Below are 22,119 nucleotides of genomic sequence, written 5' to 3' on the forward strand. Positions count from 1 at the left end.
GGTCATCAATTGAGTCAAAGTCCTTTTTTGGGGATAAGATCTATCGAGACGAACCTTTTTTTAGTTGGCTATACAAAGAAAAAGCATCAGTAATGTTCACTCCAATAAGAGAGACACAGGGGAAAGCCGATTGTCTGAAGAATATGGATCGTGCTCACAAAGACCTCTTTTCCAAAGCAGTGTCTACCATAAGACAGCCAATAGAATCCTTCTTCAATTGGATAAATGAAAAAACTCAGATACAAAATGCAAGCAAGGTAAGATCAACAAGGGGACTACTCGTACATATATTCGGAAAGTTGACAGCCTGTTTCCTAAAACCAATTTTTAACCCTTAATTCGCATTAATAAGTATCAAGTATTAAGTAGCAAGTAGTAAGTATCTGGTATCAAGTAGTAAGTGTTAAGTAGCGAGAAAGAGCCACTTCAGATCGAAAATCGCTCTACACTTTATACTTTCAACTCTACATTTCAACTTTGTACTTTCAACTCTCAACGCTCTACTCCCCTAAGCTTTCGGCCAGTCGTTAAGATGCTCCGCATTCCCTAATTTAAGCTTTCTTGCCGAAATCTGGAATTTAAGTGTCATCGGGTAGTCGCCTACAATGTTAATTCCTTCCGAATATTTAACAATATAGCCATCTTCGAAGTTTACTTCTTTCATTTTGGCATCTTCTTCTGTTTTCTTAATCAGGAGGGTTCCGGCAAGAGGCTTGTACTGGTTGTTCACCATCGCTTCGATTATGGATGTATCATCTGTGGATTCGATCTCAATGTCGATGGTGCCGCCGTAAACTCCGGAAGAAGGTCTTCCTTTAGCATCTACATCACGGTTTAATGCATAGGCGCAATGGAGCACATCGTACTCCTTGCCTGAAAAATTTAATCTAGCTTTGAAAGCCATAGTTTTAAAATTTAAAGGTAAAAAATTGGATATTGCAGCGTCCGCTGCGATGTTTAACCCCCAAATATCAAGCCAACTAGTATTAGCATAATTAGTGGTTAATAAGTAATGGCTGTAAATGTTGGGTGACTTTTTAGAGAAAATTTGTTTAAATGAGTTTTGAAAGCACTTTTATTACGCTTAGCTAAAGTGTACTTAATGTTGAAAAAAAGCAGTGTATTATTTACTTTACAGGTATAGGTTTGTAAAGGATTGGGTAGTAATGAAGCAAATTGTAGCTTTTTGCAACAGTTTGTTTCATAAAAGAATCATCGTTTTTATTCCCTTTCTAGTTGTAGCGTCTCCAATGCTATTAAGTTAAGCTAAACCCTATCCTGTCTGAGCCTGTCGAAGACCTTCCTAATAAGGAGAAAACTAAAATAGATTGCCCTTCGACAGGCTCAGGATGACAATCCATTTTAGTTTTCTCCTTAAGTTAATAGCATTGGTAGCGTCTCGCTACGACTTAATAATACATAACCAATTTAGTTTTTATTCCAATCGGGGGATAGCCATGGATTTTTTGGACGATCAGGATCGGTATCGTTACGGCCTGTGTCTGGGAAAATATCTAAAGGCAAATCACGATCAATTCGTATTAATGATTCGTATTCGCCAAAATTCGGGTAAGACTCATATAGACCCGTCACATCAAATTTCCGGTTGCTTTCGTAATCTTCTAACTTTTCATTCTTATCGTCATATTTTCTGTAATTGATTTTTCCCTCTTCATCAAATACAAAATGGATTCTGTAATCTTCCTTATCCCCCACTTTCAGTGGTAAAATGATAGTACCAGATTTCCTGGAGAAAGAGTATTCGATCTTCTTTTACTTCATGAAAGAGATAGCTGAGATATTTACGCCCAGCATAATCGAGAAAATTTATACCAATATGTTTGTTTTTAGGGACAACAGTTACATAACAAAAAGGATATGCATCATTATCGTTTTCTAATGCACAGAACTCATACCCAAGATGTTTATTGTGGTTATTTTTTGCAACATCCAGAGAACTCAGCTCTCCATTTTCAATCTTTTTTTTAAGTTTAGTCCCATTCCATAGGTCCCATTTCCCAACGGTGGCTTTTTCTGTATTTATCTTTTTGTTTACATCCCAATAGTTTAGGTATTTAATCACTTTCATTACTAATCATAGGTTTTATGGTAAGAAAAAATCTAATGCCCGTCCCAATATTCTCAACTCATTTTTCATAGAATCGAGCCAGGTCAAAGCCCATTTCTTTAGCAAGTTCGTAATAGCTTTTTTTAGGATCGAGATTGAGGTCTGCGTAGACTTTATTTCTCAAATCTTGGTTATATAGCAGGTCCCTGTCAGTAAGATATACAGGGTATCTAATATCAGCGGGAATCAAATCGCGCTTATTTTGAAAATGAAGACTAGCGTTGGCTATTGTTAGCGGAACATTCATATTACTTTTAAAGCCTATTTCTTCTGCTGATTCTTTAGAGATGCTGGTAGGAATAGCAAGTTCACCTCTACATAATCTCACTTGGTTACTACCGTAATTCAATTGCTCAGGAAAATTTATCTTAGTGTAATCCACGGGTTCATTTTGGATGATGCCCCATTCTAAAATATTGTTTTTTGAATCAATACTTCTGGTGAAAGCATGCGGTATTAGTGTGCTTTTAGTATTAAGGTCCTCAAAGTTGTCATAAACACCATCGTACATTTCAACCAGTTGACACTTGTCGTAGAACATTCTTAAATAAGGAAAATAGTCATTAGGCAATTTGTTCACATCTACCACTTTATGATACTGTTTGTCTACATCAAATAGGATTCTTCCGAAAACATATTTATCAACATTGTTTAATTTTAAGTAGAAGATATCGCCTACTTTGGCTTTATTTTTCATAGGATGTTGTTGGTTTTATATTTGGCTACCTTGATCTATCGGTTGGTGTCCCACTGGAATAATATAGCGACTCGCTGCGCCCTAATTATTCTTTCTTCCTCATCCCTGGCTCTGCTCCCTGTAACTCCCCGCCTTTTTTCAAGGAGGGGGTGCGGAAGTCTGTGTGGTGGCGGGGGGTGGTTAATAGAAAAGATGCTGATCTAAAATCAGCAAGACGATTGCGATAACAATCTTGAGGAATGTTATCTACCGGTTGGTATCCCTACCAACCGGAATAATTTTAGCCTCTTTTTATCGTTGGAGCGTCTCGCTACGACTTTAATAACACACATCCTATTTAATTTTTATTCCAATCGGGAGGAAGCCATGCACTATTCTTATCTACTGGAGATAAAGGCTCATCCATATTTTTACCTGGCCCAGCTGTTATAAGATAGTCAGTCAGGATTTTTATTAAGAACGATTGATAATCTTGCCATGGGGTATATTCTTCCGATTCTTCCCACAATTCCCTTAGTTCGGAGTGATTTTCAAAGAATAATATCTTATGCGTAGCCTTAATTGTCTTTTCAATTAGCGCCCTGGTAATGGGGAAAGCAATATTGGTTTCCATGGTTGTTTGCGTCAGGTTTAATTTAACAGCCAACAACTCCAGAAAAGCCAAGGTGATAAAGCTTTCCTCATCATCTATAAAATCCTTTTCAGCAAGGACTTGATCTAAGATTTCTTCTATTTCAGCAGTATTCCCTTCAGGTTGAAAGTCGTTAAGCCAATCAACAGCGGTGTCGTTTTCAAAGTTTTTTATACCCCAGGCTCCCATATAGGTAATTTATTTTTAATAAAACCGGGCCAGGTCAAAGCCCATTTCTTTAGCAAGTTCGTAATAGCTTTTTTTAGGATCGATGTTGAGATCGGAATATATTTTGTTTCTTAGTTGTTGATCATATAGTAAATCAATATTCTTTACATATACAGGCCACCTTGAATCTTCGGGTATCAAATCTCTTTTTCCCTGAAAATCCAGTGTTGCATTAAGTATTGTAAATGGAGTATATAATCCTGTTTTAAAACCTAATTTTTCTGCTTCTTCTTTTTTTATCGATGTTTTAACGGATAGTTCACCTCTATCCAGGTGTATGTAATTATTTGATAAGTTAAGTTGCTCCGGAAATTCAACTTGGGTGTAGTCAACAGGTTTATTGTCAACAATGCCCCATTCTAAGCTATTGCTCTTTGAATTGATGGATCTGGTAAAAATTCTTGGTATGAGTATTTCAGCATGCTTAAAGTGCTCAACTTTATCATAAACTCCATTATACATTTCAACTAATTGGCACCCATCATGAGACATGAGTAGGTATGGAAAATAATCATCAGGAAAAGTATTCGTATCCACTACTTTGTGATATTGGTTATCTACATCAAATAGGATTCTTCCAAAAACATATTTATTAAGATCTTTTAACTTTAAATAGAAGATATCGCCTACTTTGGCTTTGTTTTTTTTCATTAAGGACATTTTATAATTTTACTAAAATAATCAAATTTCTTTCTCGATAATGCATTAATCTTGTTCCAAATATAGGCTCCAGCTTTTTGGCCTTTCGTGCCGAATTTAGAAATAAAATGCTGTTCTCTGGCTGCGGTCTGAAAGGCATTCCATCTACCACGATCAATCACTTCATATGCTAGTTTGTCTTCAGCTAGCAATTTCTGTAGGGCTTTTTCTCTAGCATGTTGCGCTGCTCGTTTTTCTACTCCTTGCACTGTTTTCCCAACATATTGTGTTTTACCTGTTGCAGGATCATAATAGCGGTAAATTTCTGTATTTCTAAGGGTTTGATCATTAAATACTGAATTAGGGAATGGGTTACCATTGTGGACTAGAATATCTAATGATGAGACATAATACGTATGCGCATCCTCTACCTCAAGATTAAAAGTGGCTAAGGTTTGATCTACATACTCAATTGCAGTTACTATTTTACGCTCAGCCGCCGAATTTTGCAAAACAAATCCAACTGTAATGTCTCTGGCCGGAATCCACTCGTTGGTGCTTGGAGCCCAAAACTGGTGGGCAGGAGTACAGTCAATAATTTCATCTTCGATATAAAGGCGGCATATTTTATCCGACTTGCTTTGATATACCTCTAATATTTTCTTAGAAAGATTTTGACCTGTTTCAGCATCATAGGCGATTACAAGATCTCCTGCTTGCAACTGTTCTATAGCTGCATAGCCATTTTCTGTTTTCACCAGGGTCTCACCAGGGAAGCAGTGAACGAATTTAGCCAGGTCATCCCATGTCTTGGCAATGTTTTCTGCAGCTTCTGCCGCCATCTTGCTCACGCATTTTCCGGTGTTATGCACCAGCAAGTTGTTTTCGGCTACAAAATAAGTGTGAAAATGATCTACCTCGAAGTTATATACTGTTTTCTTTTCATATAAAAAGTTAGCGGAGATAAAAGCTTCCCAACTTCCGTCCCTGGCTCTTACTTCATCGCCAACAACAAGATCAGCAGCTTCCTTCCAACCATCTTTAGTGAAGAATGGATGCTCGGCAGTTGTCTCAATCGTTTCATTTTTGAAATTTAAAAGAATTGTGGCATCAACTTCATTGACCATAAAATTGATTACGGGCTTGAGTTCGCTTTCGCCAGACTCTTCATTATAAGCCCAAACAAGATCGCCTTCCCGAATGTCTTCAATATTTTTGTAGTCATTTTCCACAGCAATTTTTGTCCCCGCCGGAAAACAGGCAAAAACGCAAACCTTCATGGTTGCTTTGGCAATATCATCTACATGCTTAGCCAGACCTTTGGCCAGGGCTTTTGCACCTTGTTTGGTGAGTACTTTACCCGCACTTTTCAGCGCTGCTTTTCCTGCTACCTTCAAACCTGCTTTTAAGCCTCCCTTTGCTGCTGTAGAAGCGGCGGTAGTTGCACCGAAACTGACTACACCGGCAATATCCATAGCAAGAAAGCCAACATTTGCAGCGGCCATCCACCAATCGCCTTTGGCAGCAGAACGCACAATACCAATAACACTACCCACAACGGGAATCAGTTCGGCAGTATCCCACCAACCCCAACCTTCATCTTCTTCCTGCTCCTCACTGTGCTCATCGGTCATGTTGGCCAAATCTTCCTCACTAACAGGGATTTGTCCGCTGGTCATAAACTCAATTTTGCCGCCAATAGTACAAGGTAATGTAGATTTAAAGAGTAAGGTTTCCTGACCTTTAATTTTTACTTTGTAGGTATCGGTCCAATCTACAGGGGCCGGGGCACAGGCAGATCCGGTTACACTGCAAACCCCAAAAGAGGGGATATTGGCAATGGGAATTTTATCGGCCTTAGTGCAGGCCATACAGCCATTAATTTTGACATTCTGATTGGCCAAACCCTTAAAAAAATTAGGGGCAGCGCCTTTATCACAATGACAAACGGCCTTGTCCACAATATATTCTAATTCGTCAGGCATAATTTTTAGGTTATATCAGTATCATTAGAATTAATTCTTATTGTAGCCGTTCCGCTCATTTTTACATTGGCCCCGTCAATATTAGTTTCGGTACTACCTTTAAATGAGGCTGCTGCAGTGGTACTTTCAATATTCACATCCGTTTTACCGGTTATGGCTACGCCCATTGTGGTTGCATCCAGGGTAATTCCTTCTGTATCGGCAGTTGCCGCGATGGTTTTCTTAGCGCTAATGGCAATTGTTCCCTCTCCTCCACCTTGCTCGCCGGGTTGCGCATTAATGGCAATGCTATTGCTGGCGTTTACAATAAAATCGGTCGTGTTGATGGTGAATTTGTTCGGTGCATCGAGCGTAACCTCGCCATTACCATGCATGGTTAGCACATTACCACTCGGATCTTTCACATTGATGCTACCATTGCTATCATCCATGATGATGGTATTGCCGCTTCGGGTGGTGAGCGATTTGGTTTTATTGGTGTCGCCCCCACCAGAGCCAATTTTGCCGTGATAAACACTCCCCAGCACAATGGGGCGGGCAATATTACCCTCTTCAAAAGCAATAACTACCTGGTCTCCTTTTTCAGGAACAAAAGCAAATCCCCTGTTTTTACTCACTTTATCTGAGCTACCGGCATCTGGTGTAATTACCCTCAGCCATTCGGTTACATCATTGGTTTGGCATTCCCATTTGAATTTAACTTTGATGCGTCCCTGTCCCTGCGGATCGGCATTGTCTATCACATCTGCCAACTGCATATCGGGATAAGGCTTTTCAAAGTTCTTCACCTTTAAGCGCTCCGTGCTGGAAACTAAACCTTCAAAAGTATTGTGGTATTTTCCGGTACCATCTACATGGTGATTAATGGTTGTGATGAGAAATTTACCCAGGCTTTCGGTGTTGAAGGCGAGTTCCTGTCTGAGGCTCATCGTAATTTCTGCAATTCCGCCAATGCTGAGTTCGGCATTATCACCGCTACCATTTACTTTAAGCAATTCGCTGATGTTGGCTTTCTCCTCATTTTCTACATGACTTTTAATATCACCATTGTTATCTACGCGGATTAAGGATGGCTGATTAAACGTTTTGCTGAAAATGGTATTGGAGGCCTGAATGGCATGAGCTAAATCTGGATTTCCATCCGCCTTGCCTGTGCTTTCGCTGTGCAGCATTTCATCCTGCTTCGGATTGTAAGAAAAGCGCTTGTATTTTATGGGAGAAACTTCCATGGCGTACTGCAGGTTATGCACATCTCTGCCATAAAAAAGAGCCACCTCTTTCTGCTCGTCGGGTTTGCCGAAATTCAGTTGTTTACCATCGTAGAAAAACCATTCATGGTACTCTCCGGAAAGCCGGTTAAGGAAATCAAAATCGCTTTCCCGGTATTGAATCAGGTAATCAATAGGCGATTTTCTCGCTGCGTTGGCTACAATAGTAAGGTCGTTGGCAGGCGTATCTTTTGTGGCTAGTTTAACAATGGTATTCAGGTCTTTGGCCAGATAAGAGCCTAAATCAGGGCCACGATCGATTAAAATTGTAGGACTATATCCACTAACAATCAAAATACCATGATACCCATGGCTCTGAGCCAACTCTACTTTGGTAACCAAACCGGCAAATTCCTGGAGCTTATCGCCAGTATGCCCAAAAGAAGCGGTTAGGGTTTTACCTACAAAATCGCGACTGTCGTTTAAGCTGATTAAGCCCGGTAAGCCCATTTGATCGTGATTGAAACGAAGCTCGAAATAGTGATGGTTGTTAAATTCTTGTTGAAGGCTAAAGGACGCAAAATGCGTGATGGCTTTGTCTTCTATATTTATCTCGGTGATTAACTTTTTTTCCATATGATATCAATCTTTATCACAATAATTCCCGAAAACTGCTTTCGAAATTGGCTTGCTTAATGTTGCAAGAGTTTATTTTCTAAAGTTTTGCGATAGGATAAATTAAACTATTAATCGGGTGCCACTTATTTTCATTGCAGTTTGGCCGGCAAACGCTACATGGCTGCTTGCTTGATATACCAATCAGGTAGACCACCAAATGATTTTATGGGAGTTATAATAGAGATGCTGGGCTAAGCAGTTAAAGAATTAGATTTAAACAGTTAAGTAAAATCACCAAGCTAACTATTAACCATGAATTTTACTTCAGGCAGTCGATGGTTTTGGTGATAAACGTTTAATCTGGGTTTAAACCAAAAAGCGACTGACCTGAGTCAGCCGCTTTACTGATTAATTATGAATTATTATGCTTTTGGCCAATCGTTTTCGTGGTCGGCGTTGCCGAGTTTAAGTTTACGTGCCGATACAACAAAGGTTAATGTCATCGGCGTATTGTCGTTCACCGCGATGCCTTCGCTATATTGGATGATGTACCCATCTTCAAATGAAAGTTCCTTCATTTTAGCGTCTTCTTCGCCTTTTTTAAATACGATGGTTCCTGAAAGAGGTTTGTACTGGTTATTTACCATCGATTCAATTACTGAAGTATCTTCTGTTGATTCGATTTCGATATGGATAGTTCCACCATATACACCAGATGACGGACGGCCTTTGGCGTCAACATCTCTGCTTAAAGAAAAGTTGCACTGTAATACATCAAATTCTTTTGATCCTAAGTTTAAACGGGTTTTAAATGCCATGATAATGTTTTTTAAATGTGAAAGAAATGATTTTTTGAAGGGAGTGTCGGGTATCAAATACAAAGTATACCGTAGCAAGACCTGCCGGCTGCCAATTTGCTTTATGCTTTATGCTTTTGGCTTCGGTCTTTCGGCTTTAAGCCTTTAAACTTAAACTTTGTACTTTCTACGCTAAACTCCTCTAGGCTTTTGGCCAGTCGTTCAGGTGTTCCGCGTTTCCTAGTTTTAGTTTTCTCGCCGAGATTTGGAATTTAAGCGTCATCGGATGATCGCCAACAATGTTAATTCCTTCAGAATATTTAACAATGTAGCCATCTTCGAAATCGACTTCTTTCATTTTGGCATCTTCTTCAGATTTTTTAATCAGAAGGGTTCCCGTAATAGGTTTGTACTGGTTGTTTACCATCGCCTCGATAATTGAGGTGTCTTCGGTAGATTCGATCTCAATGTCGATGGTTCCGCCGTAAACTCCGGAAGAGGGTCTTCCTTTCGCGTCTACATCACGGTTTAACGCATAGGCACAATGAAGCACATCGTACTCCTTGCCTGAAAAATTTAATCTAGCTTTGAAAGCCATAGTTTTAAAATTTAAAGGTTATAAATAAAATTGATTGTGCAGTCTCCGCTGCTGTAATGATATAACCAATTATCAGGCCATTTATTATGACGTGTTGATGGTAATGTGCTGGTAATGACTTGCTAAGCATTAGTCTGCCGGCATCTAAATGGGCTCAGAATGAACGGGGAGTTAATTTTTGAAGCAGAATGAAATTTAAATTTTCTTAAATTTTTTCGTGTATTATTTATTTTACAATTGCAATCTTAAAACATTGGGGAATAATAGGGCAAACTGTAGCGAAATGCTACAATTGGTGTATGGAAATATAGATGGTTTGTACTAAATTAACTGTGATCCAAACTTCTCCATCTTAGCAAGCCATTTTTGGCTGTAATGATTTTCCAGCGAATGTAATTCTCCTATGGTATTGGTTAGCACTGGATTAACCCGGCATTTTTCGAACACTGGTTTTTTGATGGATAAGTAGGTTGTTTTTTTATTCGCTTTCCATTCTTTGAAGGTAGCTTCATCTAAAATAGAAACAATCCTGGCCGATCGGCCACTAAAGTTATTGTCTATGTTGGGTAGTTTGGTACTGAAAATTTGATCGGGTAGAAAAAGGCGATCGAAAAAACCCTTGATTTTGGCAGGGATATGATCTACGTAAACCGGACAGAAAAGGACCATGTGGTTACATTGCCTGATTGCAGTTAAAGCCTTTTGTAAATCGGGCTCCAGCTCTGCTATCTGTCTGTTATTGAATAGTTTATTGGGGTTAAAGATAAGGTCGGGGATAGACAGTTCTCGCACAGCAGCACCTGCGCTTTCTGCACCTTTTCTGTAAGCATTAATCAGGAAATCTGTAGACGCGGTTTTTTCAATATCCCCATTCAGGATAAGTACTTGCTTCATTTGTTATAATTAATCTGATCCTGGCCGATGCGTTACAAAATTATAAAGAATTTGTTAAGTCCAATCAATATGCCATAAAAAAACCCGGCACTTTAGGCCAGGTTCTTATTTTCAGATTTAAAAAGCTTTTATTGCTGATTGTATTCTGTATTCCAGGTAGTGTGTTCGTCTTCACCTTTGTGCCCATCTAATTTCACTACGAAACTTTTAGCAGGGAAGTAAGGTGTAATGTGAATATCTAAATGGATTCTGTCTTTTTGTTGCTCATCACGCTCAAAACGCATGATCTTGAACCTTTCTATTAAGCGTTCCGGACCTTGAATCCCATCTAAGAATTTAACAATTTGTCCACGTAAATCCTGCTCTGTTTTAGAAGTCCAGTTCTCGAAAGCTCTTCTGTTGAGGAAATCAAAAAGCACTTTGGTAATATAGTCGAAAACACGAACAACCGAATAGGTTTGTAAACCGATATTGTCTCCATTGAAAAGCGTTTTAGCCGAGAAAGCCATTACTTTTCCATATTCATTAACCATAGGAACTAAACCTACGCGTTCAAGATGTGAAATTTCGCTTTTCTTTAAATCGAACTTAACGCCATCTACTTCATTAATTGCACCATGTTTTTTACCGGCAGTTACCTGCGACATGAGTGTGTAGTACATTTTACCAGCCAAAGCTGCAGATCCGGGAACTGTTAAATCGTCTTCTTCACCTACTTCTGCAACCTTGCCACGGCCAACAAGCCAGTTACAAGTCATGATTACATTAGAACGGAAAGCGTCGCCTCCGGTAAAGTTGGCTGCGGTAAAGAGGTCTAAAACATCATCAGGTTGATCTAAATCGGCAAAGTCTGTTACCAGCATAGCCTTATTGTTGTGTGCAATTTTCGCCCAACGCTCTAAAACCTTGTTAGAACCCATGTAGCCCGGAACAACCATAAGTGAGTAGTTTTTACGCAGATCTAAACGGTCATAGTTTTGCTTCATCTCATCGTCCACATATTCAATAAAACGAGGGTTGTCCAAGTCTTTGATCTGATCCATCGATGCATTTAAAAGCACCACATTCTTCAGTTTATCTGACTCGGTGTTTTTATAAAACAAATGTACCGAACGGTAAGCTTGCTCTAATTCACGGGTACTTTCAAGTGCCGTAGCGATGTTTTTATTCAGGTTTTCTTCCGCTGCGGCTAATTTTTCAGTGCTTTTTTCAACCATATCAGCTACAGAATGAGAAGATTCCAGCACATCTATCCACAATTGGATTTTCTTTTTCAGTTCTTCACGCTCCTTTTTCTTTTCATCGCCAGTTAAGAAAATCTGTTTTCTAGCTTTTCTTTCCGGATTAAGGTTTTGGAGTCCGTCTACTGTAGCTTCTAATAGATCGAAACCGCCTACACGGGCTAACTTTTCCAGGTTATCTTTTAATGCGGTTTTCTCTATGGTTTTTACCTCAGCGGTTTTAAAACCGGCCTGAGTATTATTTTGATCTGTTTGTAATTCTTGAGGATTTGACATCATGAGGGAGATTAGGGTCGTTAATTATTTGTTTTGCTCTAGTTCATCAACAAAGTTCTTTAATGCACTGATGAATGCACTCTTTGTTTCTTCATCATCTAGTGTGGCTTTGAGCGTTTTGTTAGATTTTAACTGCTTAATCACATTTAAAGACATTTCCCTTTCAATGTTTACATCACTAAGGTAATTGCTTTGGTTGATGATGCTTTTCACGCCAAAATCACCAAGGTCCTGAAAGTTTAAAGTTTCGCTCACCGGAGAGCCATCTTGTTTTTCGAAGGCTACTCTAACATTTGGTTTATAGTGCTCAAACACCTCTTTAACCGTTTTTAAGCCTTCAACTTTTTCTGGCTTTATAGGTTCGTTATCGGTTAATTTCTGTACAAAAAGGGTTTTGTTGTGGGCAATCTCAGCAAAAGCTTCTGAAGTATCAATCTTCCGCTCATTACCACCAATTTCATAATTAAACATAGTATGTAGATTTAAGGTTTACTAATAAGTTTTTTATAATGATATAGTACTTAACGTTTTAATTCAAATTTTGTTCCAAGGCTACCTGCTCCGGGTGTTTGATTTCCCATGCCAGCGTATCTGCTTCCGGATCTTTACTCACTTTAATGGTCGATCCTTTTTTAAGCTCACCTGAGATGATGTATTTGGAAATTGGCCTGCGCAGTAAATTACGTATGACTGCTGATAGCTGTCTTGCACCATATTTCGGGGTAAAACCATCCAGGGCGATCATCTTTTTGGCTTCTTCTTCAATTTCAAAAGCTATGCCCTGTTTATGCAGCGACTCAATTAAGCTTTTCAGTTGAATTTCGAAAATGCGCACCACATTCTCTTCGCTAATTGGGGCGAAAGGAACAATTTCAGAGATCCGGGCCAGGAATTCTGGTCTGAAATGCCCGGCCATTACCTCCATCAATTGGTTTGAGGCAGGTACAATGCCTTTATCTATCTGTGCAGCAATCCATTCACTACCAATGTTAGATGTAAATAAAATGAGCGAGTTGCTAAAATCTCCTTCTTTTCCTAAGCGATCGTGCATGTGCCCTTCGTCTAAAATTTGCAGAAAGGTATCAAACACCGAAGGATGTGCTTTCTCAATCTCATCAAACAATAAAACGGAATAGGGTTGTTGCCTGATCTTATTCACCAGAAGTCCGCCTTCTTCGTAACCCACGTATCCCGGAGGTGCCCCATAAAGTAAAGCTGCACTGTGTTCTTCTTTAAATTCCGACATGTCAAAGCGGATCATTGCCTTCTCATCATTGAACAGGAATTCGGCAATGGACTTAGCCAACTCTGTTTTTCCTGTACCGGTAGGCCCAAGCAAGAAAAAGGAGCCAATAGGTTGACCTTTTTTATTCAGGCCACTCCGCGATTCCAGAATTGCATCCGAGACAGCTTTTAAAGCCTGATCTTGGCCTACAACTCTTTTCTTTAAATACTGCTCCATATTCAGAAGTTTTTCTTTTTCTCCCGCCTGAAGTTTCCCCATTGGGATACCTGTTTTATAAGAAACTACGGAAGCGATATCCTGCCTCGTAATTCTATCGCTCTTTTCCCCGGCAAATTTTTTCAAATCTGTTAAGCTCCTTTCGAGATAGGTTTCATATTCCTCAGCAGTTTCAAAGGTATCTACCTGCGTTTCATCCGTTAACCTGCCTAATAAAACCGGACTAAGCTTATTTTGTAATAGGGAATACAGCCACTTATAATCTGCATACTTTTCCGGTTCTGATAAGTCTGGGTTCGCATTTAATTGAGCCAATTCTGTCTCCAGCCCCTCAATTACCTTGTCAGAGGTGTCGTTCATCATTTTCATGGCGGCCATGGTCCTGTCCAAAAGATCAAAGGCCGAATCGGGCAATCGTCTATCTTTCATATACCGCTTGGCTAAACGCACACAATCGGTAAGGGCGTCTTTATCAATTTGCAGTACGTGATGTTCTTCGTATTTAACAGCCAGTTTTTGCAGCATTTTGATGGTGCTTTCTTCGTTCGGCTCACTGATCTGAAGTACCTCAAAGCGGCGGCTAAAGGCTTGCTCAGGCTCAATAATTTTACGGTATTCGTCAATAGTGGTTGCGCCTATTACGGTGATCTCGCCCCTGGCCAGTTCAGGTTTCAGAAGATTTCCAATTCCAGCACCAACAGGACCTTTACTATCTAAAAGTGTGTGAATTTCATCGATAAAAAGAACGGCCTTTTCAAACTGTTTTATTTCTTTGATGATGTTTTTTAAGCGGTCTTCTACCTCTCCTTTATAGGATGCACCCGCAATTAAAGAACCTAAATCCAGCTCAAAAAGCTGGATCGCTTTTAAGCTTTCGGGCACATTCTGATCTACCAGATCCAGTGCAAAGCCATCTATCAGCGCAGTTTTACCCACTCCGGCATCGCCGGTTAAAATTACATTCGGTTTGGTTCTGCGGCATAAAATTTCCATCATCATCCGGGTTTCCTTATCCCGGCCAATAATTGGATCTGTTTTACCCTCTCTAACCAATTGCAAACGGTCTATACAATACTTATATAATGCATTTTGCGTGCTTTTCGAATCCGGATTAGCAGTTGTTGCTGTTGGGGAAACCGCCCTGTTAATTTCTTCATCTTTAACATAGAGATCTAAGATCTCCCGCTCCTTAATTGGGAAAGATTTAAGCTGATCGGCCTGAAAACCAACGCCAGGTTTAGCCAAAGCAGTGAGTACGCAAACCGGAGTAACCAGATCAAGACCTAATTTTATCCGTACATTATCCGCTTCCTCAAGTAGGAGGGCAATTTCTGGAGCGCCATTTACGGTATCGCTAAAGCTGGAAGATTTATCCAGTTCATCTATTCTAACTTCTGCCCACTCGCTAATATATTCCTCATCTTTTCCAATAGAAGTTAGAAAAGCACGGAGGCCAACATCTTTATGCATTAAGCCCTTTAAAAGATGTGCAGCGGTAAAGCTTGGGTTCCTGTACTCCTTAGCCAGCGATTGGGCAATGTGGATTGCGGTTTTTACCGATTCGCTTAAATTTGTAATCGCCATAATCCTTAATTCGTTTTAGACGTTGCCGCCTGGTTAAAATTATTTTCGGTGATGTAATAATAAGTCTTGCCGTTCGATACGAATTGCTGCTCAATTTGAGTTGCACGTTTAATTTGTTGTACCGATTGGTTAAGCAATTTGATATAGGCTTCGAATTGCTCCAAAGGCATTTTCGAGGTGTTTTTTAAGTCGCTAACCGTATATTGGTTCAGCATATCATTATTAATCGGAAGGCCGGTTACCAGTTTAATGTAATTGGCCAGTGTCATCGATTTTACTTGTCCCGAAGAAACGTTTAAACCCAGAAGCTGCTTCGGCATTTTAGTATAATTTTTAACCAGCTTGCTCCTAAAAGACGATTGGTCTTGTTGCAGGTTTTGCCCCAGCATAATGGAAAATACATCAACAATTTGTTTGTATTCCATATTGTTCAGTACAATAGCGTATTGCAGGGCATTACGATTATTTTTTACTACATCGCCAGATAAATTTGTAGTGGTGTAATACTTAAAAGCATTGTGAGGCATGTGGTCGGCAACATCATCACCAACAGGCTGTGGTAGACGGCTTTCTACTGCGGAAGCAAGGTTTTTACGTGATATGCCCGTTAGCCTGAAGGCACTGTCTAAAGAGCTTATTTGGGTGTAAATATCTATACCTGTTTGCTTTACAAAACGACGTAAGGCAATGGTCATGCTCTGGTTTGAATTCACCGTTCCTTTGGTTGGGAAAACTACCCCGCCTTGAATTAAGCTATTGGTTGGATAATCCAGGTAGTAGGAAATCGAATCTTGCAGACTGGTGTTATAGGGTTGAAAGTTTTTTAAACCTTCGCCCTTTACCATGGTATTTTTACGGTATTCTGCCGCACGGATAGCTGATTCTGATACCAGTTTACGCGATTGAATAACGAAATTATTGAAAGATTGATCGAAATCGCTATAGACCTGTAAAGCAAGAATACGTGCATCTGCCAAAGCAACCTGCTCACTTAATTCATTAATCAGGTAGTTATTAGTACCGCCGCTATTGCCTGTACTTCCAACCAGAACGATTAAATTAGTTTCATTTTTTTTGGTTTTAAATAAGTTTAAACCGGCAGTTATAGAAGCAAAAATAGGCTGATCGGTGATTTCGCCATTACACCTATCGGTATTCTTAGCCTGATTGCTTAGGAAAGTCATCAACTCGCGATAATCACTTTGAATAGGTTTTACAAAAATGCCCGGAACAGAACAGCCACCATTGGCGCGGTAAACTACACCACCGTAACTTACCTTTGTTCCCTTTCCAAAATCATTTAAAATACCTTCAAAAGATGAAATGGTATTGGTCATCCCGGCAAAGTACTTCGTCATGGCGCTACCCCCGTCCACTACAAAAACTACATTCACTTTATTCCTGTTTTTGCGCAGATTTAAATATTCCTGATAGGAAAGTGCCGAACCATTAATCGTAAGTAATTTATTGTCTTTTTTATTGTAAACATCTTCAGCAATACCAATGGCATAAGTGCCATCGTTATCGGCAATTACAGGGGTACTGCGCAGAATGATGTTTTCTCTTGGTAAAAGCGGGTCTACCACAAAATTTCCCCCTCCACTCAAACCATTTTTAATAGCCAAAGCGGTAGAATCATCACTATCGAAATTTCCGGGCTTGGTAGCAGTAATGTAAAGTCTGTCGCCCCAGTTGTGTATCGCATCGGCAGAAACCCAGCCATAAATACTTTTTAAAGCCGTATCTGCAACCAGCTGGTCGTCAGAACCAATCAGGTATTTTTTCCCATCTTCAGATTTCTTAAAAATGTAGGCAATTTCATGTAAACGGATTTTAGTTCTGCGATCTTTCAACTCTGGGGTGTTGTATACCAGGATGGAATCGGTGGTGTCATAATAGAATTTAGATTCTGTTAAGGGATTTTTCCCATTGATAATGCCAATTGCTTTTTCGGCATAACCTGTTTTCTGGTTGGAGAAAGATCTTTGCCATAAAAGGAGCTTCGATTTCGGAATCCAGCCATAGCTGATGGCGCTTTTTTTATCATTTATTTTTCTACCCCTGATCATACCTGCTTTGTATTTGATCAACTTTAAGTAGCCATTTTCTTCTTTAGATACATAAAATGGCTCCATGAAATTGAGCTTTTTCATGATGAGGCTTCCGCCTGGAGCAGTGGTCGTATAGTTGTCATCGCGATCAGAGAACACAATCCAGGGCAAGCTGCTGCTGCTGGTATTATCGTTAACATTGATCGCTTCAGAAGGCTTTTCATAAGCCTTGGGCATATATTTAACCTTTTTTCCAAAAGATGCTGGAGATTGTGCCTGTGCATAGAATAGGGTTAATAATAAAATCGAGAGGGCATAATATTTTTTCATAGGTCTGGTACTAAGCTTTTAACTTATAGGAATGATAGTGTAGGTCTTAATTGGTTTTGCTTGCAGCTTCGGGTGTGGCAGCCTGCGCAGGCTGAGCCGTTGCCGAGTGCTGTTTAATATTTACTAAACTGGCACATGATGAATTTGGCTTGATGGTCAACTGAGCCTCATCTATTGCAATTTCACCACCAAAGGTTAAACCCATACAATACGAATAGATATCGGTTTGCTTTTTCTTACCATTCATTTCTACATTCACCGTAACCTTTTCGTTGTTACACATGTATTTGTTAATGAGGTAGTAATAGTTGGAGTTGAAATCTGCTCCGTTGGCAATTGCCTGTAGTCGGGCCCGGATATCGTCTATGGTTTTGCGTTCACCGTCTCCTGGCGCAACAAGGTCTTGTACAATTTCTGCATTGGGGTCGGTAATGAAAATGGTATGGTAAACCGGGCGGGGGCTCTTATCCGTTCTTAAACGAACTATATATTTTCCCGGAGCGCGATAGGTGTAAAGGGCTGTTTTACCTTTTACATCTACACGGCCAGTTTCACCGAACGACCATTCGAAGTTTTTGCCTTCGCCGTCTCCCTCCAGGCGTACTTCTTCGTTTACTACACCCGCAGTTGGTCCGCTAATGGTTAATATACTATCGATCACCGCTCTGATCGTATCTCTCACATTAACAGGGAATTGTTCTTTTAATTCTCCATCAACGGTTAAACGTACAATGTAAGACCCGGGTTTATTGTAATGGTAAGAACCATTTTGTGTGGTTGCTTTTTCTCCATTTCCAAATTCCCAAAGCCATTTAGACGCTTTGCTGGTGTTGTCGGTAAAAACCAAATCTTCATTTAGATAGATTTCATCTTTAAGGATTCGGGCATCGATGGCTCTTTTTTCGAATAAGGAACTTTTAAATAAAAAGATTAGTCCGGTAAGGAGCAGTACGGCTAAGAGAATGTACAAAATAACATAGCCCTGCGAGTTTGAGTTTACTTGTTTGGTGTTTGTATCTGCCATGGGTAGCGTTTTTATAGGTTGATTTATTTTTTTATTGCCGTGCAGACATTGTTTGTTGAAGTTGTCGGCGGGAGATGACACAATCGTCGAGATTTCTTTTCAGGCCTTCAATATCTCTGAGGTTTCCTTTCATCTCCTGCTTATCAAAAAACAGAATGTCGTAGAGTTGGGAAGTTTGAATAAATGTTTTGTATCTCACATCAGAAGCTTTTCGCTCATAGGCTGATTTGATGGAGTTTAGCGAATTCTGGATATCACTTCTTAAAAAAACAGCCTGTACATTCGGGTCAAAACGCACAATCTGTTTATAAGTGGTATCAATAGTCGGCATGGTTTCCTTTACCATGTCTTCAAAAGCCTGGTTTTCACTAATTTTTACTTCAAGGTCGGCTTTTGATATTTCATAGCGTGATTTTGAGCTATAGAAGATACCGAAACTGAGTAAGCCTACCGTAAATACAAATAAGGCCATAAAGAATAAAAACTGTTCTCTTCTTTCCTTTAAACTAAGTTTTATCATAGCGGTATATTAACGGCCAAATCGGCCACTTCTAATTCTTGATGCTGCTGTTCGGTTGGCTTTAAGACAGTTTTCTAACTGATCTCTGTAACTTTCAATGCTGTACCTACTGGTAAATAAAGAATCCTGTAGATTAGCCATAGCGCCCACATTGTTGTTCAATTTCTCATAAAGATCGAAGCTGAGGCTGGGAGCGGGTTTCTTGGCGATGAGGTCTTTGATTTTGTAGTTGGCATTTTGAATATCTTCTAAGAGGATAGCCTGTTTGCTAAGCTCGTTGGCATTGTAGCTCCGATACCTGGAAAGTTCTTTAAAGCGGAGTAAAATCAGATCGAAATTGGTATTGATTTCTTTCCTGAGTGAAGATAATTTTTCGCTTTCTTTAACCTTTTGGTCCAGTAAAGTGTATTCACGATCAGATGCTGCAAAGAAAAGATAAATGCAGAAAATCGAAAATAGGCTAAGAAAGATGAAATGGAGGATAAATCTGGTGTAAGATTTTTTGATTTCGAGGGCATTAATGGGTTTCATAGGGATGGTTGCAGTTTATTTTACATAGGTTTAATGATTAATCCGACAAGCTGAATAAGTAATTGTTTACAAACCATTTTTGATTAACCATGTTCTATAACAATTTTTAATTTCTGTTGTTTGATTATTAAAACGATTTTTTTTATTGATTTTAATTCTACTTTTAACAAACTTTAAGCCAAAAATTACATGTCTGATAATTTTTACCATAAGCCATTTCGATTTAACTCGCTATTTGCAGGGGCTGATCTTCAGGCAACTGACCTGGGAAAGTCGATTTCCAATCACCTGGAATTAATTATTTTTACGCGGTATGGCGAAAATAGGCACAACCACAATTTTGGCTGCGAAATTTGGGATCTCGACTTCGAACTGATCGTTAGTGAGAGCCTCTGGGAGGAGAAATTTCGTAAATCATTGCTAAAATCTATCACCGAATACGAAAACAGAATTTATCAAACAGAGGTTGAAGTGCGCATTACTGAAGTTGAAAATGTGTACCCTTTGCGTAAGATTACGGAGATAAAAAAAAAGGTTGATATTAGTGTTCGTGGTCTAATTAAAGCTACCGCAGAAAAATATTTTTTTAATATCGCTTTATTCCTCAGCCCACTATCTACATAAAAAAATAACGCCCCAAATATTCTACACATGAAGCCCGTATTTTATTCGTCTAAAGATGAAATTCGAAATAGAATTTTAAAAAATGCAGAAGATTTCTGGAACATAAAAGACAGCAATGATTTTGATCCGCTGGTGAAACTGATTATTGAAGCTTTAAGTAATGAGCTTTTCAACGTATCTAATGATGTGAAAAATCTGGAGAACCGGATTTTTGATAAAATCAGCAGGATTTTGGCTCCAGGACATTTAACTTCTGCACTTCCCGCACATGCCATTGTGCAGGCTAGGCCGATAGAAAAGGAAGAAGTACTCAGCCCATTTACCCAGTTTTATTTCAAGAAAAATATTCAGCTTCAGGATGAAGATAAAGGTAGAAATAAGAAAGTTGATGTATTCTTTAGCCCATTACATCATGTTAAGCTGAAAAAAATGGCCATCAGTTATATCGCTACAGGCAATACTATCCAAAAAATAGAACAGTTAAGTAAAGTTCAGCACTTTGCGGCTAACCCGGGAGCTGGCTTGCCAAAAAATACACTTTACATAGGTTTAACTGGGCTGGGCAATTGGATGGACTTAAACCGGCTGAACTTCTTTTTCGATTGGAAAAATTATGCTGTTCCAGAAAATGCTTACGATCTGCTCTCACTTAGTAAATGGGAGTTTCAGGGCAACCCTGTTCCGGTTTATACAGACAGATTTATGGATGAGCCTCAGTCTGGTATTCCTCAAGCCGTATTTCAGCACAAACAATTACTCCATTTAATCAAAGCTGATGTGCTTCAGTTTTACAATAACAGATTTTTAACCCTAGGCGACCTCAACGATTTCAATGTGGACAAACCGGAGCGTTGGCCGGAGGAATTTAACAGTGCCTTTCAACAGGCCAGTCTCCATCAGCTCGGAGAGGTTACCTGGCTTAAAGTTGTTTTTCCGGCAGCCATTACTCCCGATATGCTGAACGAACTTCATATCGCAGTTAATGCATTTCCGGTGGTGAATAAAAAGCTGAGTCAGATCAAACACCGTTTAAAAACGATGAATAATGTGATCCCTGTTAAAACTGAAGATATGGAGCAGATGCTTGCTGTTGAAAGCTTACGCGATAACAGGGGCAAACGCTACAATGAAATTCCTTATACCAATGAAAATGAAAAGGGCGATGGTTCATTTTCGGTTCGCTATGGGGGAACTGAGCGTTTCGATACCAGGAATGCAAAAGAATTAATGGATTATCTCTTTGAGTTGCTAAGAGATGAAAAGGCTTCATTTTCAGCTTATGGGCCTGATTTCTTAAGTACGGTTTTAAGGAGCCTCGAGCAAAACATTGCTTTGATTGAACAGAAAAGCAGGTCGGCACTCAAGTCGGTTAAAGACCTTCCAAGCTATATCATTCTCAAGCCTTTGGATGATGCAGATATTGTTTTCTTAGATATCTGGGTAACCCAGGCAGAAGATGCTAATAAGATTAATGCAGGTAACAGGCTCGCTGTTTATGATTATCAAAAACTAAGTGCTGATAGTATTTTCTTACTTAGTCCTACGCTAGGTGGACGCACTAAACTCAATGCAACCAATAGCGTGCAGGCCTATAAATATGGACTAACAACAGCCGATCGGGTGATTACGAAGGCAGATGTGATTAACTTCTGTAAGTATGAACTGGGAGATAAGGTGCTTCACATTACACTGGCCAAAGGTTTGGTGATGGATGGTAAACCCAATGCAGGCTTTGTTAGAACTACTGATATTATTATTGAACCTGCGCCCAATACAAAGTTAAGCCAACAGGAATGGGAAGAATTATTAGCCTTAACCGTTTCCAAACTTAGGTTGAGAAGCACAATGAATATTCACTACCGGATGATGCTCAAATCTTCAATTAACAGTCCCCTGAGTTGAGGTAATGGGATAATTGTGTTGTGGGTTACGTGTTGTGAGTTATGGGGCATGATGCCTTCTTGGGTGCCTAAGGTGGTTGAAAGTATTATGGGTTGTGTGTTATGAGTTATGAGGCATGATGCCTCCTTAGAAGCCTAAGGTGGTTGAAAGT

At 39.5% G+C, this 22,119-nt stretch carries 20 protein-coding genes; 2 read left to right on the forward strand and 18 right to left on the reverse strand.

Annotated features, from left to right (window positions below; genetic code table 11):
* Positions 1–508 precede the first annotated feature (508 nt).
* From tssD (BMX11_RS18895) to BMX11_RS18980, 18 genes are all read right to left on the reverse strand, one after another.
* Positions 509–904: a type VI secretion system tube protein TssD gene (gene tssD / locus BMX11_RS18895; protein WP_090887277.1), complete on the reverse strand. Its 396-nt coding sequence runs from the start codon at positions 902–904 to the stop codon at positions 509–511.
* 524 nt (positions 905–1,428) lie between these two features.
* Positions 1,429–1,716 carry a hypothetical protein gene (locus tag BMX11_RS18900; protein ID WP_090887280.1) on the reverse strand — a complete coding sequence of 96 codons (288 nt, stop codon included), beginning with the start codon at positions 1,714–1,716 and terminating at the stop codon, positions 1,429–1,431.
* A complete protein-coding gene (locus BMX11_RS18905; RefSeq protein WP_090887283.1) occupies positions 1,706–2,089 on the reverse strand; it encodes a hypothetical protein in 384 nt (127 codons plus the stop codon). Before BMX11_RS18905 ends, BMX11_RS18900 begins: the two co-directional genes overlap by 11 nt.
* A 58-nt stretch (positions 2,090–2,147) precedes the next feature.
* Positions 2,148–2,825: an Imm26 family immunity protein gene (locus BMX11_RS18910; RefSeq protein ID WP_090887286.1), complete on the reverse strand. Its 678-nt coding sequence runs from the start codon at positions 2,823–2,825 to the stop codon at positions 2,148–2,150.
* Between the two features lie 337 nt (positions 2,826–3,162).
* Positions 3,163–3,645 carry a DUF4259 domain-containing protein gene (locus tag BMX11_RS18915; RefSeq protein ID WP_090887289.1) on the reverse strand — a complete coding sequence of 161 codons (483 nt, stop codon included), beginning with the start codon at positions 3,643–3,645 and terminating at the stop codon, positions 3,163–3,165.
* A gap of 15 nt (positions 3,646–3,660) precedes the next feature.
* The gene (locus BMX11_RS18920; protein WP_090887292.1) at positions 3,661–4,335 is read right to left on the reverse strand and encodes an Imm26 family immunity protein; all 675 of its coding nucleotides are present in this window, start codon (positions 4,333–4,335) and stop codon (positions 3,661–3,663) included.
* Positions 4,335–6,308 carry a polymorphic toxin-type HINT domain-containing protein gene (locus tag BMX11_RS18925; protein ID WP_090887295.1) on the reverse strand — a complete coding sequence of 658 codons (1,974 nt, stop codon included), beginning with the start codon at positions 6,306–6,308 and terminating at the stop codon, positions 4,335–4,337. The genes BMX11_RS18920 and BMX11_RS18925 overlap by 1 nt, the downstream gene beginning before the upstream one ends.
* A 5-nt stretch (positions 6,309–6,313) precedes the next feature.
* The gene (locus tag BMX11_RS18930; RefSeq protein ID WP_090887299.1) at positions 6,314–8,152 is read right to left on the reverse strand and encodes a type VI secretion system Vgr family protein; all 1,839 of its coding nucleotides are present in this window, start codon (positions 8,150–8,152) and stop codon (positions 6,314–6,316) included.
* 404 nt (positions 8,153–8,556) lie between these two features.
* Positions 8,557–8,952 (reverse strand): type VI secretion system tube protein TssD, encoded by a 396-nt coding sequence (gene tssD, locus BMX11_RS18935; RefSeq protein WP_090887302.1) that lies wholly within the window; start codon positions 8,950–8,952, stop codon positions 8,557–8,559.
* A 181-nt stretch (positions 8,953–9,133) separates the two neighbouring features.
* Entirely contained in the window at positions 9,134–9,529 is a 396-nt protein-coding gene (tssD, locus tag BMX11_RS18940; RefSeq protein ID WP_029288480.1) for a type VI secretion system tube protein TssD, read from the reverse strand.
* Positions 9,530–9,850: 321 nt separating this feature from the next.
* Entirely contained in the window at positions 9,851–10,423 is a 573-nt protein-coding gene (locus tag BMX11_RS18945; RefSeq protein ID WP_090887305.1) for an NAD(P)H-dependent oxidoreductase, read from the reverse strand.
* A 128-nt stretch (positions 10,424–10,551) separates the two neighbouring features.
* Positions 10,552–11,943 carry a DUF5458 family protein gene (locus BMX11_RS18950; protein WP_245738719.1) on the reverse strand — a complete coding sequence of 464 codons (1,392 nt, stop codon included), beginning with the start codon at positions 11,941–11,943 and terminating at the stop codon, positions 10,552–10,554.
* 21 nt (positions 11,944–11,964) lie between these two features.
* On the reverse strand, positions 11,965–12,411 hold the full coding sequence (locus BMX11_RS18955) for a hypothetical protein (protein WP_090887310.1): 447 nt from the start codon (positions 12,409–12,411) through the stop codon (positions 11,965–11,967).
* A 58-nt stretch (positions 12,412–12,469) separates the two neighbouring features.
* Positions 12,470–14,986 (reverse strand): ATP-dependent Clp protease ATP-binding subunit, encoded by a 2,517-nt coding sequence (locus tag BMX11_RS18960; protein WP_090887313.1) that lies wholly within the window; start codon positions 14,984–14,986, stop codon positions 12,470–12,472.
* 5 nt (positions 14,987–14,991) lie between these two features.
* Positions 14,992–17,367, reverse strand: coding sequence for a type VI secretion system protein TssR domain-containing protein (gene tssR / locus BMX11_RS18965; protein ID WP_090887316.1), 2,376 nt, complete (start codon positions 17,365–17,367; stop codon positions 14,992–14,994).
* Positions 17,368–17,413: 46 nt separating this feature from the next.
* Positions 17,414–18,391, reverse strand: a complete 978-nt coding sequence (locus BMX11_RS18970) for a PKD domain-containing protein (RefSeq protein WP_090887319.1) — start codon at positions 18,389–18,391, stop codon at positions 17,414–17,416.
* Between the two features lie 31 nt (positions 18,392–18,422).
* Positions 18,423–18,911, reverse strand: a complete 489-nt coding sequence (locus tag BMX11_RS18975) for a type VI secretion system transmembrane protein TssO (RefSeq protein WP_175474617.1) — start codon at positions 18,909–18,911, stop codon at positions 18,423–18,425.
* Positions 18,912–18,920: 9 nt separating this feature from the next.
* Positions 18,921–19,442 carry a type VI secretion system TssO gene (locus tag BMX11_RS18980; protein WP_090887323.1) on the reverse strand — a complete coding sequence of 174 codons (522 nt, stop codon included), beginning with the start codon at positions 19,440–19,442 and terminating at the stop codon, positions 18,921–18,923.
* 189 nt (positions 19,443–19,631) lie between these two features.
* On the opposite strand from BMX11_RS18980, the gene BMX11_RS18985 reads away from it, so the two are divergent.
* Both BMX11_RS18985 and BMX11_RS18990 read left to right on the forward strand, forming a co-directional pair.
* Positions 19,632–20,066 carry a GPW/gp25 family protein gene (locus BMX11_RS18985; RefSeq protein WP_090887326.1) on the forward strand — a complete coding sequence of 145 codons (435 nt, stop codon included), beginning with the start codon at positions 19,632–19,634 and terminating at the stop codon, positions 20,064–20,066.
* A 27-nt stretch (positions 20,067–20,093) separates the two neighbouring features.
* Complete coding sequence (locus tag BMX11_RS18990) at positions 20,094–21,968, forward strand: type VI secretion system baseplate subunit TssF (protein ID WP_090887329.1); 1,875 nt, start codon at positions 20,094–20,096, stop codon at positions 21,966–21,968.
* The last annotated feature ends 151 nt before the right edge of the window (positions 21,969–22,119 follow it).

Origin of the sequence: Pedobacter rhizosphaerae (assembly GCF_900111155.1) — a bacterium.
GTDB lineage: Bacteria > Bacteroidota > Bacteroidia > Sphingobacteriales > Sphingobacteriaceae > Pedobacter > Pedobacter rhizosphaerae.